Below are 13622 nucleotides of genomic sequence, written 5' to 3'. Positions count from 1 at the left end.
GAGTACACGAGAATGATTACCGCTGGAATCGACATGGGCTCCCGCAGCGTGAAGGTTGTGCTGCTGGAGGAGATCAAGGTGGATGGCGCGCCGCAACTGAACTACGCGGTGAAGAAAGCGCACCTGATGATGCCGGGCGACATCGACGCCGACCAGGCCGCCGAGAAGGCTTTCACCGAAGCGCTGGCCGCGGCCGGGGTGTCGCGTGACCAGGTGAAGTCGGTGTTCGCGACCGGGGCCGGGCGCAAGCAGGTCGAGTTCGCCACCGAAGGCGTCACCGAGATGACGGCAGGGGCGCGCGGCGCGGTGTACATGTACCCGCAGGCGCGCACCGTGGTCGACGTCGGCGCCGAGGAAGGCCGCGGCATCAAGACCGACGCGGACGGCAAGGCGATCGACTTCGCCGGCAACGAGAAGTGCGCCGCCGGGGCGGGTTCCTTCGCCGAAGCGATGAGCCGCGCGCTGCAGCTGTCCCTGAAGGAATTCGGCGAAGCGAGCCTGCGCTCGGACAAGTCGATCCCGATGAACGCCCAATGCACGGTGTTCGCCGAGTCCGAAGTGGTGTCGCTGATCCACTCCGCGACGCCCAAGGAAGACATCGCCAAGGCCGTGCTCGACGCGGTCGCCAGCCGGGTGTGCGCGATGGTGCGCCGCGTCGGCATCGAAGGCAACGTGGTGCTGATCGGCGGCATGGTGCACAACCCCGGTTTCGTCGCCTCGCTCAAGAACGCGATGGACGTCGATCAGGTGCTGCTGCCCGACCTGCCGGAATTCGTCAGCGCTTTGGGCTGCGCGCTGATCGCGGCCGAACGCCAGCACTGAACCGATACGCGAAACGACACGCGAAAAGACACGGATAAAGGAGCGATCAAATGAATGCAGAAGTTGCTGCGGCCACGGTGGCAGAAGCGGCCCCCGAGAAGAAGGAATTCTGGCGCTGGCAGGAAAACGTCTGGTTCGACGAAACGAAGAACTGGAAAGACGCCAAGATCATCACCTGCGGCATCGACGTCGGCTCGGTGTCCTCGCAGGCGGTCATCGTCTGTGACGGCGAACTGTACGGCTACAACAGCATGCGCACCGGCAACAACTCGCCGGACTCGGCCAAGAATGCCCTGCAGGGCATCATGGACAAGATCGGCATGAAGCTCGAGGACATCAACTATGTCGTCGGCACCGGCTACGGCCGGGTGAACGTGCCCTTCGCCCACAAGGCGATCACCGAGATCGCCTGCCACGCCCGCGGCGCGAACTACATGGGCGGCAACCAGGTGCGCACCATCCTCGACATGGGCGGCCAGGATTGCAAGGCGATCCACTGCGACGAGAAAGGCAAGGTCACCAACTTCCTGATGAACGACAAGTGCGCGGCCGGCACCGGGCGCGGCATGGAAGTCATCTCCGACCTGATGCAGATCCCGATCGCCGAACTGGGCCCGCGCTCGTTCGACGTCGATGTCGAACCCGAAGCGGTGTCGTCGATCTGCGTCGTGTTCGCCAAGTCCGAAGCGCTGGGTCTCCTGAAGGCCGGCTACACCAAGAACAAGGTGATCGCGGCATACTGCCAGGCGATGGCCGAGCGCGTGGTGAGCCTCTTGGAGCGCATCGGCGTCGAGGAAGGCTTCTTCATCACCGGCGGCATCGCGAAGAACCCGGGTGTCGTCAAGCGCATCGAGCGCATCCTCGGCATCAAGGCGGTCGACACCAAGGTCGACAGCCAGATCGCCGGCGCGCTGGGCGCAGCGCTCTTTGGCTACACGCTGATGCAGAAGCAGGCGAAAGCGGCCTGAAGTCGGGGCTGAAGCAGCGCCGGCCGTCTCGGGAAACGCCGCGATTGAACGCGGCGGTTTTTCCGGACGGCCGGCGGCCTACGACTCAATTCACAGGAGAGAACGGACATGATCGCGAACTACGGCTACAAGGACGGGTCTGGCGAGTATTACATCAGCATCGATACCGACAAGTGCATCGACTGTACTGCGGGGCGCGCCTGTCTGACCGCGTGCCCGAAGAATATGTTCGAAATCATCACCGATGATTACGACGACGAAGTGGCATGGGTGAAGAAGGAATGCACGCGCGCCCTCGCTTACGACTGCGCCGAATGCAAGCCGGCCGGTGGCTATACCAGCCTGCCCTGTACCGCTGCCTGTACCCCGGGCGCGATCAAGCATTCCTGGTAGGCCGGACGAGATGAAAGGCGTGGCGACGGAGGGTTCTGCGGTGAACGTGAAGAAGATGATCCCGATCAAGCTTGCTTCGGCGAATGAAGAAGAGGAAATCGAAGACCGTCTGTTGCGCCAGGGTTGGAAGCGACTGACGACGATCGGCGAACCGCGGTTGTCGGAGATCGCCGAGGCTTATCGCGGCATGGGTTTCGAGGTGCACGTCGAGACTTACAAGAGCGAAGGCGACGGCTGCAACACCTGCCTCGACGCCGACCAGGAAATGGGCAAGATCATCGGCACGGTGTACACGCGCCGCGCGGCTGTGCCGCAAAAGGATGACGAGTTGTTCTGAACGGCGTGCAACGCGCGTCCAGCGCGAAGCCGCGATATCCAAGGAGGAGTGCAAATGGCCGAACAGAAGCGCGTAATGCGGTTGCTGAACAAGGACGACCTGAATGCGATCGTCGAGATCGATGCTGCCGCTTCCAAGCAGAATCGTCGCGACTACTACGAGCGCAAGATCGAAGCAATCCTGAACCCCAAGCACAACATCAATGCATCGCTGGTCTGTGAGATCGACGGCAAACTGGCCGGCTTCGTCATGGGCGACATCTATTTCGGTGAATTCGGGATCCCGGAAAGCACCGCGACGATCGACACGATCGGCGTCGACCCGCGCTTCCAGAACCATGGCGTCGCGAGCGAACTGCTCGAGCAGTTCATGATGAACATGAAGGCCGGCGGCGTGAACAAGGTTTACACGCTGGTGAACTGGGACGATTTCGCGCTGGAGAAATTCTTCTCGCGGCAGAAGTTCGCGCCCTCCAAGCGCATCAATCTCGAATACACGGTGGTCTGAGAAACGACTGCGCGCGGAGCCCATCCCCATGTGGATCGATTGTCATTGCCACACCAAGTACTCGTACGACAACTGGCTGGAGCCGGTGAACCTGATCCGGCGCGCGAGGGAACTCGGGCTCGACGGTGTGTGTATCACCGAGCATTACTCGTTTGAGGCGTCGGAGCCGGTCGAGCAGGTTGGACGCGACGAGGGGATGCTGGTTCTGCGCGGTGTCGAGATTGCGACGGACCGTGGCCACATGCTGGCCTACGGCGTCGAGGACGACGGCTGGAACATCTGGGGGCGTGACAACTACCTCCCGCTGGCCGAAGTCGTGGAACACATCAACGGAATCGGCGGCATCTGCGTGCCGGCGCATCCGTTCCGCGAAGTCGGGGCGTGCCTGCTCGAAGGCGTGCTCGACCTGACCGGGATTGCCGCGGTGGAGACGCACAACGGCGGCAACCGCGAGAGCGACAACGAACTGGCGATGCGCGCCGCGCGGCATATGGCTCTGCCGTCGCTCGGCGGCAGCGATTGCCACAAGACCGAAGCGGTCGGCCGCTGCGCGACGCAGTTCCTGCAGCCGGTGACCGACATGAAGAGTTTCATCGCGGCGGTGCGCGCCGGAGCGTGTCGGGGAGGGTACTTCCCCGGTTTCGCCCAGGCGGCTCTCGCGGCGTAGGGATACATCGCGGGCGAGAAGCGGCGCAGACGGCCGCGACGCGACCACGGAAAACGAATCCAGCCTTTGTCGGGCGGATGAGCCGCGAAGCGGCCTCATTTGGCAACTGCGCCGCCGTGATGAAAAAAGTGTGCCGGGTGGCGGAAGGCGCTGCGCTTTTCCGCCCTACGATGAGCGCCGGAACAAGATAGGAAGAGAGAGACATGGAAGCCGTACAGACATCCGAGATCAGGTGGTGGAAGGCCAGCCGGCCGGTCGATATGCCGGAGTTCGGCGCCCCGGTGCAGTTCAGCATCGACGGCGTCGACGTCGAAGCGCCCGCCGGCGCGTCGATCCTCAATGCCGCGACGGCGGCCGGCCTCTATATTCCGGCGCTGTGCGCGCATCCCGATCTGCCGCCGGCTGGCCAGCGTGGCGCGGGAGACGGCGGCTGCAACCTGTGCATGGTCGAGGTCGAAGGCGAAGAAGGGCTGCGCAAGGCCTGTTCGATGCCCGTCCGGGCCGGCCTCGTCGTCAAGACCCAATCGCCCGCGATCCAGGAATCGCGCCAGGCGAGCCTCGCGAAGATCCTCGGCCCCCATCCTCACGTCTGCCTCACCTGTCCGCAGCGCGAAGGCTGTTCGCGCTCGCAGTGCTCGTATGGCAACCCGCAGGAGACGCGCTGCTGTTCGATCTTCTCGAGCTGCGAACTGCGCAAGGTGTCCGACTTCATCGGCATTCCGAACAGCACCCCGCCGTACAAGCCCGCGCAGCTGCCGATCATCAAGAACGAGCCGTTCTTCGACCGCGACTACAACCTCTGTATCGACTGCCGCCGCTGCCTCGTCGCCTGTAACGACGTGCGCGGCGTGGGCTGCCTCGAAGTCAAGGAAGTCGAGACGCCGCAAGGCAAGCGCACCTATGTCGGCACGATTGCGCCGACGCTGATCGAATCCGGCTGTACGTTCTGCCAGGCCTGCGTGACCGTGTGCCCGACCGGCGCGCTGATGGACCGCACGCTCGACCCCGCCCACCGCGAAGAATCGATGGTGCCGTGCAAGTCCGCGTGCCCGGCCGGCATCGACGTGCCGCGCTACGTGCAGCTCGCCGCCGAAGGCAAGTATGGCGAGGCGATCGCGGTCGTGCGCGAAAAGCTCCCGTTCCCGGGCATCCTCGGCCGCGCCTGTTTCGCGATGTGCGAATCGGCCTGCCGCCGCAAGGACCTCGACGATCCGCTGTCGATCCGCAACCTCAAGCGCATCGCCGCCGACAACGACACGGGCATCTGGCGCGAATTCGCGAAGAAGCTTCCCGCGACCGGCAAGAAGGCCGCCGTCATCGGCGCCGGCCCTGCGGGACTCACCGTCGCGTACTACCTTGCGAAGCAGGGCCACGCGGTCACGATTTTTGACGCCCAGCCGGCCGCCGGCGGCATGGCGCGCTACGGCATCCCGTCGTACCGCGTGCCGGCCGAAGTCATCGACGACGAAGTCGCCGAAGTCGCCGCGCTCGGTGTCGAGTTCCGCTACGGCGCGAAAGTCGAGAACGTCGATGAGCTCTTCAACGACAGCTATGGCGCGGTCTTCGTCGGCATCGGCGCGCAGGGCGGCGACAAGCTGGGCATCCCCGGCGACGACCTGCCGGGCGTGGTCGACAGCCCGACTTACCTGAAGGCGGTGACGATGGGCCTCGTGAATACGCCCGAAGGCATCCAGACCGGCAAGAAGGTCGTGGTCATCGGCGGCGGCAACGTCGCGACCGACAACGCGCGCTCCTCGCGCCGCTACGGCGCCGAAGTCGACATGGTCTATCGCCGCACCCGCGAGGAGATGCCGGCGCGCCTGGAAGAATTCGAAGGCTGCGTCGAGGAAGGCGTGAATATCCGTTATCTGCTCGCGCCGAAGAAGATCGAGCCGGGTCAGAACGGCTATCGGTTGCAGATCACCTACGCGAAGATGGCGCTGGGCGAGCCGGATGCTTCAGGCCGCCGCCGCCCGGTCGAGACCGGCGAGGAAATCGTCGAAGGCGTGGATCTCGTGATCGGTGCGATCGGCCAGTTCCCGAACCGCTTCGAAGGCTTCGGCGTCGAGACCGACCGCAAGGGCCGCATCACGGTACGCGAGGACTCGATGCTGACGAGCCGGCCCAAAGTGTATGCCGGTGGCGACTGCGTGCTCGGGCCCTCGACGCTGATCGAGTCGGTCGCGCAGGGTCGCGTCGCGGCCTCCGCGATGGATAAGGTGCTCGGCGGCGACGGCGACATCTCCGAAGTGCTGCTGCGTGACGGCTGGGAGACGAACCCCTGGATCGGCCGCAAGGACGGCTTCAACACGACGCGCAAGTTTCACCCGATCATGCTCGCGCCCGAACAGCGCAGCGGCTGGGACGAAGTCGAGCTCGGCTTCGACGACACGACCGCCCGTCTGGAGGCCGCACGCTGCTTCAAGTGCAACCTCGCGCCGAAGATCGCCGAAGCGGTGCTGCCGCCGGAATCGTCCCTGACCTTCGACGCTGCCGCGATTGCCGCAGTGCCGACCGAAGCCGGCGTGTTCCAGCTGCTCGACGGCGACAAGAACGTGCTGATGATCAAGGGCGTCGAGAACCTGCGCGAAGGCCTCACCGAGCAGCTCGAACGCGGCAGCGATGCGACGAACTTCGTGTTCGAGGAAGCGGCGATGTTCACATCGCGCGAAAGCCAGATGATCCAGGCTTACCTGCAGCAGTACGGCAAGATGCCCGGCGGTGGCTCGGACGAACTCGACGATCTGTTCTGAGGAGTGGCCGACGTGGGACAAGTCATCGATTTCTGGTCGGCGGAGGAACTCCGCCCGACGATCTCGGCGGAGGCCAAACGCCGCTGCACGAATTGCGGCGCCGATTTGTGGCACATCAGCTGTGACGGCGAAGTGTGCTGTGCGGACTGCGACGCCGTGTGCCCGTACCGCCTGCAGGTAAAGAACGAAAACTGAACACGATCCAACCGCACGACCCGGGAAACGGGAAACGGGAAATGGGAGACAACATGACGCAAGCGCAATTCAAGTTCATTACCTACGGCGTCGCCAATGGCCTGGCGACCCTGACGATCAACCGGCCGCCGTTCAACGTGCTCGACATTCCGACGATGGAAGAGGTCAACGTCGCGCTCGACCAGTGCCTCGCCGCGACCGACGTCAAGCTGCTGATGATCACCGGCGCGGGTGAAAAGGCGTTCTCGGCCGGTGTCGAGGTCGCGGACCACACGCCGGACAAGGTCGACCGGATGATCGAAGTGTTCCACGGCATCTTCCGCCGCCTGCAGGAACTGCCGGTTCCGACGCTGGCCGCGGTCAATGGCGCGGCGCTCGGCGGCGGCATGGAAGTGGCGATCGCGTGCGACATGATCGTCGCTGCGGCGAATGCCAAGTTCGGCCAGCCCGAAATCAAGCTCGCAGTGTTCCCGCCGATCGCGGCGGTGCTGCTGCCGCGCCTGGTGCCGCCGGCGCGGGCGATGGAGCTGCTGCTCGGGGGCGAGAACATCGCGGCCGAGGAAGCCCGTGCGATCGGACTCGTGAACCGCGTGTTTGCGAAGGAAACTTTCGCCGCCGACGTGCAGGCTTTCGTCGCGCCGTATCTCGCGCTCTCGCGCGCCGCGCTGGTGAGCACGCGCAAGACGATCCGCGCGACCACCGGCAAGCCGTTCGGGCAGGCGCTCGATGTCGCCGAGAACATCTATCTGAACGAACTGATGGCCACCGAGGACGCGAAAGAAGGTCTCGCCGCCTTCCTCGAAAAGCGCAAGCCGGTGTGGCGTGACCGCTGACCGCTGCGATCGACCGAACGACATTGATTTAATGGAGACAAGCGTGATTCCGCAATTCATCGATACCTGGCAGATGACCGAGCCGGGCAAGCTGCAAAAGACGCGCGTGCCGATGCCCGAACTCGGACCGGGCGACGTCGTCGTGAAGATCGCCGGCTGTGGCGTGTGCCACACCGACTTGTCGTATTTCTACATGGGCGTGCCGACGGTGCAGAAGCCGCCGCTGTCGCTCGGCCACGAAATCTCCGGCGTCGTCATCGGTGGCGAGGCGTCGATGATCGGCAAGGAAGTCATCGTCCCGGCGGTGATCCCGTGCGGTGAATGCGAACTGTGCAAGACGGGTCGCGGCAACCGCTGCCTCGCGCAGAAAATGCCGGGCAACTCGATGGGCATCTATGGCGGCTATTCGAGCCACATCGTCGCGCAGTCGAAGTACCTGTGCGTGGTCGAGAACCGCGGCGACACGCCGCTCGAGCATCTCGCGGTGGTCGCGGATGCGGTCACGACGCCGTACCAGGCGGCGGTGCGTGCGGACCTGAAGAAGGACGACCTCGTGATCGTCGTCGGTGCCGCCGGCGGCGTCGGCAGCTTCATGGTGCAGACCGCCAAGGGCATGGGTGCGAAAGCCGTCATCGGCATCGACATCAACGAAGAAAAGCTCGAGATGATGAAGGACTACGGTGCCGACTTCATCATCAACCCGAAGGGCAAGAGCGCAAAGGAAGTGAAGGAGCTCTTCAAGGGCTTCTGCAAGGAGCGCGGCCTGCCGTCGAATTACGGCTGGAAGATCTTCGAGGTCACCGGCAGCAAGCCTGGCCAGGAGTTGGCGCTGTCCTTGCTGTCCTTCACCGGCAAGCTCGTTATCGTCGGCTACGGCACGGCCGAGACGAACTACATGCTGTCGAAGCTGATGGCCTTCGACGCCGAGATCATCGGCACCTGGGGCTGCCCGCCGGACCGCTATGCGGCCGTGCGCGACATGTGCCTCGATGGCCGCATCCAGCTCGGACCGTTCGTCGAAACGCGCCCGATGAGCCAGATCGAACAGGTGTTCGACGAAGCGCACCACGGCAAACTCAAGCGACGCGTCATCCTGACGCCCGATTTCTGAACCACGCTGACCACTGTAAAAAAACAGGAGACATTTCATGGCACTCGATTGGCTGCCCCGCGACAACGAAATCAAGGATCATGCCCTGCTGGGCGAAGAGCACTTCGGCACCGAGGCTCCCTCGGTCCTCTTCGAGAAGCGCCCGGTAACGGATCCGCAGGGCAACGTGGTTCCCGGTCTGTATGCAGCGTGGATCATCCTGAACAACCCGAAGCAGTACAACTCCTACACCACCGAGATGGTGAAGGCGATCATCGCGGGCTTCCAGCGCGCGTCGTCCGACCGCACGATCGTCGCGGCGGTGTTCACGGCCGTCGGCGACAAGGCGTTCTGCACCGGCGGCAACACCGCCGAGTACGCGTCCTACTATGCACAGCGCCCGAATGAATACGGCGAGTACATGGATCTGTTCAACGCGATGGTCGACGGCATCCTGAACTGCAAGAAGCCGGTGATCTGCCGTGTGAACGGCATGCGCGTCGGCGGCGGCCAGGAAATCGGCATGGCGACCGACATCACGATCACCTCCGACATGGCGGTGTTCGGCCAGGCCGGTCCGAAGCACGGCAGCGCGCCCGACGGCGGCTCGACCGACTTCCTGCCGTGGATGCTGAACATGGAAGACGCGATGTACAACTGCATCTCGTGCGAGCCGTGGAGCGCGTACAAGATGAAGGCGAAGAACCTCATCACGAAGGTCGTGCCGGTGCTGAAGAAGGACGGCGAATGGGTCCGCAACCCGCTGATCCGCACGGATGCCTACGTCGATGACGGCGAGTTGGTCTATGGTGAGCCGGTCGCCGCCGACAAGGCCAAGGCGGCGAAGGAACTGATCGCGCAATGCACGACCGACTTCGCGAAGCTCGACGAAGCCGTCAATGCGCTGGTGTGGAAGTTCACGAACCTCTTCCCGCAGTGCCTGATCAAGTCGATTGACGGCATCCGCGGCAAGAAGAAGTTCTTCTGGGATCAGATGAAGCTCGCGAACCGTCACTGGCTCGCCGCGAACATGAACCACGAGGCGTACCTCGGCTTCACCGCCTTCAACAACAAGAAGGCAACGGGCAAGGACGTCATCGACTTCATCAAGTTCCGCCAGCTCGTCGCCGAAGGCCATGCGTTCAACGACGCCTTCGCCGAGCAGGTCCTGGCCAAGCCGCAGTCCTAGAGTCAAAAGTCTCTCCCTTCTCGGGGTGGGGGCGACGGTAATCCGTCTTTAACCCACCCCGTTTTTTTTCGCCTGGGAGAGAGCGAAATCCCTGGCTGTACCTAATTCAAACAGTCGCGTCCGCAACAAGGGGAGCAGACATGCAATTGAAGGACAGAGTCGCCATCGTCACCGGCGCCGGGCAGGGCATCGGCGCCACGGTGGCGAGGGCCTACGCCCGCGAGGGCGCGAAAGTGGCGGTGATCGATCTGAACATCGACGCCGCCAATGCCGTTGTGGCCGAGATCGTCGCGAACGGCGGCGAGGCGCTCGGTGTCGCGTGCGACGTGTCGAACCGCGACCAGGTGCTGGCGATGGCCGAGCAGGTCACGGCGAAATGGGGACGCATCGATATTCTCGTCAACAACGCCGGCATCACGCGCACCGCGATGCTCAACAAGATGACGCCCGAGCAGTGGCAGCAGGTCCTCGGCGTGCATCTGACCGGCGCATTCAACTGTCTTCAGGCGGTCGTTGGCGGCATGATCGAGCGTCAGTATGGCCGCATCATCTACGTCACCTCGACAGCGGGCCTGCTGGGCACGATCGGGCAGATCAACTACAGTGCCGCGAAGGCGGGCATCGTCGGCATGACGATGAGCACCGCGAAGGAACTCGCGCGCTACAACATCACGGCCAACGCGATCGCACCGGGCGCGGCGACGCCGATGACGGAAACCATCCGCACCGACGAGCGCTTCAAGGAAAAGTATCTCGACCGCATTCCGCTCGGACGCTGGGCCGAACCGGAAGAGATCGCACCGGTATTCCTGTTCTTCGCCTCCGACGCGTCGAGCTACGTGACCGGACAAATACTGGCAGCTGACGGCGGCATGACGATCCGTTAGCCACTGCGCCACCGCGCGAACGCGCGGCATCGACGCGGCGGGTCGAGACGATTGGGCGGGATTCGGATCGCGTCGGTGAAAGATCATCAATCGAGTCGAATTGGAGAGAGACCATGCCAGAACTGAGTACCGCAGACCACACGTCGAGCCCCCCGCACATCACGATTCCGCGCGACTACAACGCTGCCCATGACCTGATCGAGCGCAACCTGCGCGCCGGCCGCGGCAACAAGATCGCGGTGATCGACGACGCCGGCCAATACACCTATGCGCAGCTGGCCGAGCGGGTCGACCGCTTCGCCCACGCACTCGGTGAACTGGGCGTGCGCATGGAAGAGCGGGTGTTGCTGTGCCTGCTCGATACGGTCGATTTTCCGGTGGCGTTTCTCGGCTGCATCAAGGCCGGCGTCGTCCCGGTGCCGATCAACACGCTGCTGACCGCGTCCGACTACAGCTACATGCTGCGGGACAGCCGCGCCCGCGTGCTGGTGGTGTCTTCGCTGCTGCTGCCGGCGTTCACGAATGCGATCGAGCAGAGCCCGTTCGTCAAGAACGTCGTCGTATCCGGTGGCGATGCAGGCGTCAGGGGCAGCCATCTCGATTTTGCCGACCTCGTGGCCGCGCCGCGCCCGCCGTTCGAGGCCGCGCCGACGTGCGCCGACGACCCCTGTTTCTGGCTGTACTCGTCGGGCTCGACCGGCGCGCCGAAGGGGACGGTGCATCTGCATTCGAGCCTGATCAACACGTTCGAGCTGTACGCGCGGCCGATCCTCGGCGTGCAGGAGAGCGACGTCGTGTTCTCCGCCGCCAAGCTGTTCTTCGCCTACGGTCTGGGCAACGGCCTGACCTTCCCGCTGGCGGCAGGCGCGACGGCGGTGCTGATGTCCGAGCGCCCGACCCCCGCGTCCGTCTCCCGCGTGCTGCGCCAGCATCAGCCGACCGTGTATTGCGGCGTGCCGACGCTGTACGCGTCGATGCTCGCCAGCCCGGAACTGCCGGGGCGCGATGAAGTGTCGATCCGCCGCTGCGCCTCCGCGGGCGAAGCCCTGCCGGCCGAAGTCGGCAAGCGCTGGACGGAGCACTTCGGGGTCGAGATCCTCGACGGCCTCGGGTCGACCGAGATGCTGCACATCTTCCTGTCGAACCGGCACGGCGAGGCGCGCTACGGCACCAGCGGAAAGCCGGTGCCTGGCTATGAGCTTCGCCTCATCGGCGACGACGGCGAAGAGGTCGCGCCCGGCGAATCCGGCGAACTGCAGGTGCGCGGGCCGACCAGCGCGGCGTTCTACTGGAATAACCGCAGCAAGAGCCGCGACACCTTCATGGGGCAGTGGACGCGCAGCGGCGACAAGTATAGCCAGGACGCGGACGGCAACTTCGCCTATGCGGGACGCAACGACGACATGCTCAAGGTGGGCGGCATCTACGTGTCGCCGATCGAGGTCGAGTCGGCGCTGATCACTCACGAGGCGGTGCTCGAAGCCGCGGTCGTCGGCAAGGCCGACGTCGACGGCCTGATCAAGCCGCTCGCGTTCGTGGTGCTCAAGCCCGGCCTGCGCCCGTCGCCCGGCCTCGGCGACGAGCTCAAACTGCACGTGAAATCGAAACTCGCGCCGTACAAGTATCCTCGCTGGCTCGAGTTCGTCGACGAGTTGCCGAAGACCGCGACCGGAAAAATCCAGCGATTCAAGCTGCGCGCCGCGTCCTCCGTGTAACATCACGTCCCAAATAAAAAAACGTAACGCGCCGAATGATCGGCCAATCACCGGAGGAGTCCCGCCATGAGTCATGAAGTCAATCGTCGCCAGTTTCTGCTGTCCAGCGCCGCGGTCGCGGCAGGCCTGGCGCTGCCGTCTGCGCCGTTGTTCGCCCAAGGCGCGAGGAAGGTGCGGGTTGGCCTGATGCTGCCCTATACCGGTACCTATGCGGCGCTCGGCAATGCGATCACCAACGGTTTCAAGCTTGCGGTCGAGCAGGGCGGCGGCAAGCTCGGTGGGAGCGAGGTCGAATACTTCACCGTCGACGACGAGTCGGATGCGGCGAAGGCGCCGGAGAATGCGAACAAGCTGATCAAGCGCGACAACGTCGACGTGCTCGTCGGCACCGTCCACTCCGGTGTCGCGCTGGCGATGGCGCGCGTCGCGCGCGAGACCAAGACCTTGCTGATCGTGCCGAACGCCGGCGCCGACGAGATCACCGGCCCGCTGTGCGCGCCGAACATCTTCCGGACCTCGTTCTCGGCGTGGCAGCCGGCCTATGCGATGGGCGGCGTGATGGCCGAGCGCAAGCACAAGAAGGTCGTCACGCTGTCGTGGAAGTATTCGTTCGGCGAGCAGTCGGTCGCCGGCTTCAAGGAAGCGTTCGAGAAGGCCGGCGGCGAGGTCGTCAAGGAGCTTTATCTGCCGTTCCCGAACGTCGAGTTCCAGCCCTACCTGACCGAGATCGCGGCGCTCAAGCCCGACGCGGTGTTTGTGTTCTTCGCGGGCGGCGGCGCGGTCAAATTCGTCAGGGACTACGCGGCGGCAGGGCTCAAGAACACGATCCCGCTGTATGGATCGGGCTTCCTCACCGACGGCACGCTCGAGGCCCAGGGCGATGCCGCCGAGGGCGTGCTGACGACGCTGCATTACGCCGACGGCCTGGATATCCCGAAGGACAAGGAGTTCCGGGCCGCCTACGCGTCCGCGTTCAAGATGCAGCCGGACGTCTATGCGGTGCAGGGCTATGACGCGGCGCAGCTCTTCGCCGCGGGGCTCGCGGGCGTCAAGGGCGACGTCAGCAAGCGCGACGAGCTGATTAAGGCGATGGAGTCCGTGACGATCGACAGTCCGCGCGGGAAGTTCACGCTGTCGAAGGCCCACAACCCGGTGCAGGACATCTACCTGCGCAAGGTCGAGGGGAAAGAAAACAAGGTCGTGTCGGTGGCAGCGAAGGCGCTGGCCGACCCGGCTCGCGGCTGCCGCATGTAATCCTCTTCCCGC

Annotated in this window: 14 protein-coding genes; all 14 read left to right on the top strand. The window is 64.3% G+C overall.

The genetic code is table 11. The features are described from left to right. Window positions 1-12: 12 nt before the first annotated feature. A complete protein-coding gene (locus tag pbN1_RS02145; protein ID WP_169204306.1) occupies window positions 13-822 on the top strand; it encodes an acyl-CoA dehydratase activase in 810 nt (269 codons plus the stop codon). A 50-nt stretch (window positions 823-872) separates the two neighbouring features. After that, entirely contained in the window at window positions 873-1790 is a 918-nt protein-coding gene (gene bzdQ, locus pbN1_RS02140) for a benzoyl-CoA reductase, bzd-type, subunit Q (RefSeq protein ID WP_210147638.1), read from the top strand. A gap of 108 nt (window positions 1791-1898) precedes the next feature. Continuing rightward, complete coding sequence (locus tag pbN1_RS02135; protein ID WP_169203862.1) at window positions 1899-2183, top strand: ferredoxin; 285 nt, start codon at window positions 1899-1901, stop codon at window positions 2181-2183. Window positions 2184-2223: 40 nt separating this feature from the next. Beyond that, complete coding sequence (locus tag pbN1_RS02130) at window positions 2224-2520, top strand: hypothetical protein (protein WP_236255353.1); 297 nt, start codon at window positions 2224-2226, stop codon at window positions 2518-2520. Window positions 2521-2574: 54 nt separating this feature from the next. Further along, complete coding sequence (locus pbN1_RS02125) at window positions 2575-3027, top strand: GNAT family N-acetyltransferase (protein ID WP_169203864.1); 453 nt, start codon at window positions 2575-2577, stop codon at window positions 3025-3027. Window positions 3028-3055: 28 nt separating this feature from the next. Beyond that, complete coding sequence (locus pbN1_RS02120) at window positions 3056-3694, top strand: PHP domain-containing protein (RefSeq protein ID WP_169203865.1); 639 nt, start codon at window positions 3056-3058, stop codon at window positions 3692-3694. Window positions 3695-3897: 203 nt separating this feature from the next. Continuing rightward, on the top strand, window positions 3898-6447 hold the full coding sequence (locus tag pbN1_RS02115) for an FAD-dependent oxidoreductase (RefSeq protein WP_244857125.1): 2550 nt from the start codon (window positions 3898-3900) through the stop codon (window positions 6445-6447). Window positions 6448-6459: 12 nt separating this feature from the next. Then, window positions 6460-6642, top strand: coding sequence for a hypothetical protein (locus pbN1_RS02110; protein WP_041646458.1), 183 nt, complete (start codon window positions 6460-6462; stop codon window positions 6640-6642). A 53-nt stretch (window positions 6643-6695) separates the two neighbouring features. Next, complete coding sequence (locus pbN1_RS02105; RefSeq protein ID WP_169203866.1) at window positions 6696-7475, top strand: enoyl-CoA hydratase/isomerase family protein; 780 nt, start codon at window positions 6696-6698, stop codon at window positions 7473-7475. Window positions 7476-7518: 43 nt separating this feature from the next. Continuing rightward, entirely contained in the window at window positions 7519-8586 is a 1068-nt protein-coding gene (gene had, locus pbN1_RS02100) for a 6-hydroxycyclohex-1-ene-1-carbonyl-CoA dehydrogenase (protein WP_169203867.1), read from the top strand. 37 nt (window positions 8587-8623) lie between these two features. Then, a complete protein-coding gene (oah, locus tag pbN1_RS02095) occupies window positions 8624-9754 on the top strand; it encodes a 6-oxocyclohex-1-ene-1-carbonyl-CoA hydratase (RefSeq protein WP_169203868.1) in 1131 nt (376 codons plus the stop codon). Window positions 9755-9894: 140 nt separating this feature from the next. Next, window positions 9895-10641 carry an SDR family NAD(P)-dependent oxidoreductase gene (locus pbN1_RS02090; protein WP_169203869.1) on the top strand — a complete coding sequence of 249 codons (747 nt, stop codon included), beginning with the start codon at window positions 9895-9897 and terminating at the stop codon, window positions 10639-10641. Window positions 10642-10754: 113 nt separating this feature from the next. Further along, a complete protein-coding gene (locus pbN1_RS02085; RefSeq protein ID WP_169203870.1) occupies window positions 10755-12356 on the top strand; it encodes a benzoate-CoA ligase family protein in 1602 nt (533 codons plus the stop codon). 66 nt (window positions 12357-12422) lie between these two features. After that, window positions 12423-13610 (top strand): ABC transporter substrate-binding protein, encoded by a 1188-nt coding sequence (locus pbN1_RS02080; protein WP_169203871.1) that lies wholly within the window; start codon window positions 12423-12425, stop codon window positions 13608-13610. Window positions 13611-13622: the final 12 nt, after the last annotated feature.

The sequence above is a fragment of the Aromatoleum bremense genome (assembly GCF_017894365.1).
GTDB lineage: Bacteria > Pseudomonadota > Gammaproteobacteria > Burkholderiales > Rhodocyclaceae > Aromatoleum > Aromatoleum bremense.
This window is presented reverse-complemented; position numbering and strand designations above follow the sequence as displayed.

Coding starts and splice junctions, on each gene's coding strand:
- pbN1_RS02145 (WP_169204306.1), top strand. CDS start 13: ATGATTACCGCTGGAATCGACATGGGCTCCCGCAGCGTGAAGGTTGTG.
- bzdQ (WP_210147638.1), top strand. CDS start 873: ATGAATGCAGAAGTTGCTGCGGCCACGGTGGCAGAAGCGGCCCCCGAG.
- pbN1_RS02135 (WP_169203862.1), top strand. CDS start 1,899: ATGATCGCGAACTACGGCTACAAGGACGGGTCTGGCGAGTATTACATC.
- pbN1_RS02125 (WP_169203864.1), top strand. CDS start 2,575: ATGGCCGAACAGAAGCGCGTAATGCGGTTGCTGAACAAGGACGACCTG.
- pbN1_RS02120 (WP_169203865.1), top strand. CDS start 3,056: ATGTGGATCGATTGTCATTGCCACACCAAGTACTCGTACGACAACTGG.
- pbN1_RS02115 (WP_244857125.1), top strand. CDS start 3,898: ATGGAAGCCGTACAGACATCCGAGATCAGGTGGTGGAAGGCCAGCCGG.
- pbN1_RS02105 (WP_169203866.1), top strand. CDS start 6,696: ATGACGCAAGCGCAATTCAAGTTCATTACCTACGGCGTCGCCAATGGC.
- oah (WP_169203868.1), top strand. CDS start 8,624: ATGGCACTCGATTGGCTGCCCCGCGACAACGAAATCAAGGATCATGCC.
- pbN1_RS02090 (WP_169203869.1), top strand. CDS start 9,895: ATGCAATTGAAGGACAGAGTCGCCATCGTCACCGGCGCCGGGCAGGGC.
- pbN1_RS02085 (WP_169203870.1), top strand. CDS start 10,755: ATGCCAGAACTGAGTACCGCAGACCACACGTCGAGCCCCCCGCACATC.
- pbN1_RS02080 (WP_169203871.1), top strand. CDS start 12,423: ATGAGTCATGAAGTCAATCGTCGCCAGTTTCTGCTGTCCAGCGCCGCG.